This is a genomic window from Bacteroidota bacterium, from assembly GCA_034723125.1.
Classification (GTDB): domain Bacteria; phylum Bacteroidota; class Bacteroidia; order CAILMK01; family JAAYUY01; genus JAYEOP01.
This window is the reverse complement of sequence record JAYEOP010000223.1, coordinates 1-3,288: the sequence shown is the minus strand read 5'-3', so window position 1 is coordinate 3,288 and position 3,288 is coordinate 1. Positions and strand designations below refer to the sequence as shown.

Here is a 3,288-nt window from a genome sequence, read left to right as displayed (position 1 = left end):
CCCTGTGAAATCTATAAGATTTGAATAAACTGGAAAATAACAAAAAGCATTTTTTTTAATAATCCCCAACAATCAACTTCCCTGTAAAAATTTTATTTTCTAAAATAATTTGATACAAATACAAACCTCCTGACAAATCACTTCTGAAAAACTCATAGCTGTTTCCTTTGAATTTTTCTTGTTTTATTAGTTTGCCTGTGATGGAGTAAAGGTTTAAGGTTGCTTTTTGGCTTGTTTGAGTAGGTAGTTGGAAGGTGCAGTTTGTTTTGAAGGGATTTGGGTAAATCGTAATACTTTTATTTCTATGATAATCAAAAATGGCATTAGATTGCACACTATCAATTTTCAAGGGAAACAGTTCAGGATTTTCAATATATCCATTTTTATCGGTTTTAAGGATAAACGTGTAATCAGGATTATAAGTTGAACTTCCAACAAAAAAGTAACTACCATCAGAACATAAATCAAAAGAATTGAAAGATAAATGTTCTCCAGGAAGGTAATACCTCCTGTACTTTACAATTTCCCCAAAAGTATCAATTGTCCAAACTTCATAATAGTTAAATGTAGTATCTGTGTTATTATCCCTTCTATAAATAAGAAGCTGTAAATTCCCATTTTTATCGGTTTTGGTCTGATGAATTTCTGCCCGTTTAACACTGTTATATTTTGGCGTGTCAATTACCCATTTCTTATTCATGTATTTGTCGAAACCATGAAGCTTGAAAGTAGATCTTGGGTAAATACCAACATCTTCAACAAAAACAAAGTACTCATTAAAATAACAAAAAGTATATATGTTAGGTTCATCTAATATTTTGTAGTTTATTATATTTCCATTTGTATCAGTTCTAACTAATAATGAGGAATCATTTATTATTGAACTTACTAATACATAATAAAAACTGTCACCAGAAACTACTTGAACAGAATGTGAATTGATTGGACCATTAAACGTATATGGAATCAATGATGATTTGGGTTTGGTCCATATTGGATTACCTGTTTCCAAATTAACTTTTGAAAGAAAAGAGAAATAATCGAAAGAAGTACCGTTCTTAACTCTCTTTATTAATTCTGTTAATGCTGTACTTCTATTGAGTATCTCAAACATCCTATAGCTATAGTAAAAGGAATCTGCTTTTCTCCATTTGATATTACCAGAACTATCATAATAATAATTGAAACTTACATCCCCATCAAAACCAAATAAAAGTAATTCTCCATTATCAAAATGAATGAAGTCATCAGTAAATGCAATACCAAAATCCCTTTTTGGGGAAAATTCCTTTATATTGTTTCCATACTCATCGTATTGGACAAAACGAATATAATGGTGACCAACTCCCTCGTAAGTATCATAAGCCACAAGATAGTTTTTATTTACAATTTGGGATCCTTTTTCAACATACAAGCGATATGGGTTATAACTTAATTGATCTGTTTTTAAAAAGGTGATTTCTTGTGCCTGACATTTTGATATCAGAATCAGTAATATAATTATCAAGGAGTACCTCATTTTTTTATAAGTTTATGAATTTCAGAATTATTTTCAGTCTTGATATGCAATAGATAGATTCCTTTCTTTAAATTGTTGGTTTCAACAAACGTAATTTTCGAATTAGGTAATTGCATAAAAATCAGTTCCCCTAATGAATTATATAACTTTATTCTTAAAATCTCAATATTTGAATTGCTTATAATTGTAATTGTTGAATTTGAAGGATTAGGATAAACTTTAAAAACATGACTGTGACTTTTAAGATTTAATTCTTCGATCCCGATTACCCAATCGGTAAAATCAGGACAATCAAGCAAGGTATTATCATAAGTATTTTGATGTAAATAAAACTCTTTATCTTCAACACAACTATATTTAAACCAACTGAAACAAGCAAGATTTACATTTTGAATATAATCATAGGATACATCATTGTACATATCAGCATGTTGGTCAACATATTCTTCTTCAACTGACCTTAAGTTATGTCCTATATATGTTCCTGTATTTGCATCAGGTCCATCAAGATATTTCCCAAGATAATCACTATCAGGATCTTCACCACAGTTATCTTCACTTGACTTATAATATTCAGCAGAAAAAATAGGAAAAACATTTGTCTTATTGTTTTGTTGACCCAATAGGCTTAAACGCTCAACAAACCTATCAACCAGACTGGAAGAAGAAACATTACTGTTAAGAAAATCAAGACCATTGTTATATTGGTAGTTGGTATAATAATGAAGAAAAATACCATCTGTATTTTGTTCCAACCATTGTGCTTTTGAGTTTTGTACAGAAAGGTTGTCATGATCATATCCATTATAGTCAATATTATTGACTACTCCATCCCATCGATGATAAAAGAATCCAAGGTAATCGTAAACAGCCCAAAAATTTGCATTCTTAACACAATAATTGTTTAAAGTTGTAAGCAATAATTTATGGTCGTCCCATATATCTACAAAATGACCATCCATTTTTTCAGGTTCTGTTGGTGGATTTACATAATCTAATGTTTTCAAGTTTTGTGCATTCCAATACTCATGTTCCAATATTTGAAAATCAAGTTTTGCTGACCTGAAATAGTTAAAATAATCTTGGTTAAATTGTGCGGCATCCATCATTGCTGATACTGTTTTATCAGTAACCATTCCACATAGAATCCCTTTCTTGTTACATTTTTCAATAAAGTCTTCAAGATAGCCTTTATAAAGTTCTTTATCCTCCCTTATGTATTGATATTGTATATTTCTATCGTCAAAAATAAAACCCAGACTAAATAATGCAAGTACATTTATTTCATTTTTTATTGCAAATGTTATTAATTTATTCTCTTTTGTATCGTCACCAAGTATTCCTTTAATCATTAATCCTGAATTATTATCCCTGCCCTCAATAACATTATTAACCCATAAAACTCTAGAAACTTTACAGTTGTCGGTATAATCAAAGATGTTAATGGCTAATGATGCACCCACATAGGCATTTCCACTTTCCTCAATCCCATAACTCGTGTTATATCCGGCAAAATAAACTAATGGCATCCCCGGAAACCTTGCAGTAGCAAAGCCATAATCCACAGAATCGCCTCCAAAGGTTTCGTGTAAAATTGTGTCTCCAAAGGAATCGAGGTGTACAACATACATATCTTCATATCCTTCGCCTCTTGTGTTGCACTGCCCCACAGCTATGTAAGTAAAATCTGTGGTAACTATGTCATTAAAACTTTCAAGTCCTGTTTTTCCTATGTATTTTCTCCAATCTTGCTCAAAAGCTGTATCAAG

Annotated in this window: 2 protein-coding genes; both read right to left on the bottom strand. The window is 30.8% G+C overall.

Annotated features, from left to right (window positions below):
• Nucleotides 1-55 precede the first annotated feature (55 nt).
• Complete coding sequence (locus U9R42_06330) at nt 56-1,519, bottom strand: T9SS type A sorting domain-containing protein (protein MEA3495637.1); 1,464 nt, start codon at nt 1,517-1,519, stop codon at nt 56-58.
• The coding region (locus U9R42_06325; protein MEA3495636.1) for a T9SS type A sorting domain-containing protein at nt 1,516-3,288 on the bottom strand (1,773 nt) is incomplete at its 5' end. The genes U9R42_06330 and U9R42_06325, both read right to left, overlap by 4 nt.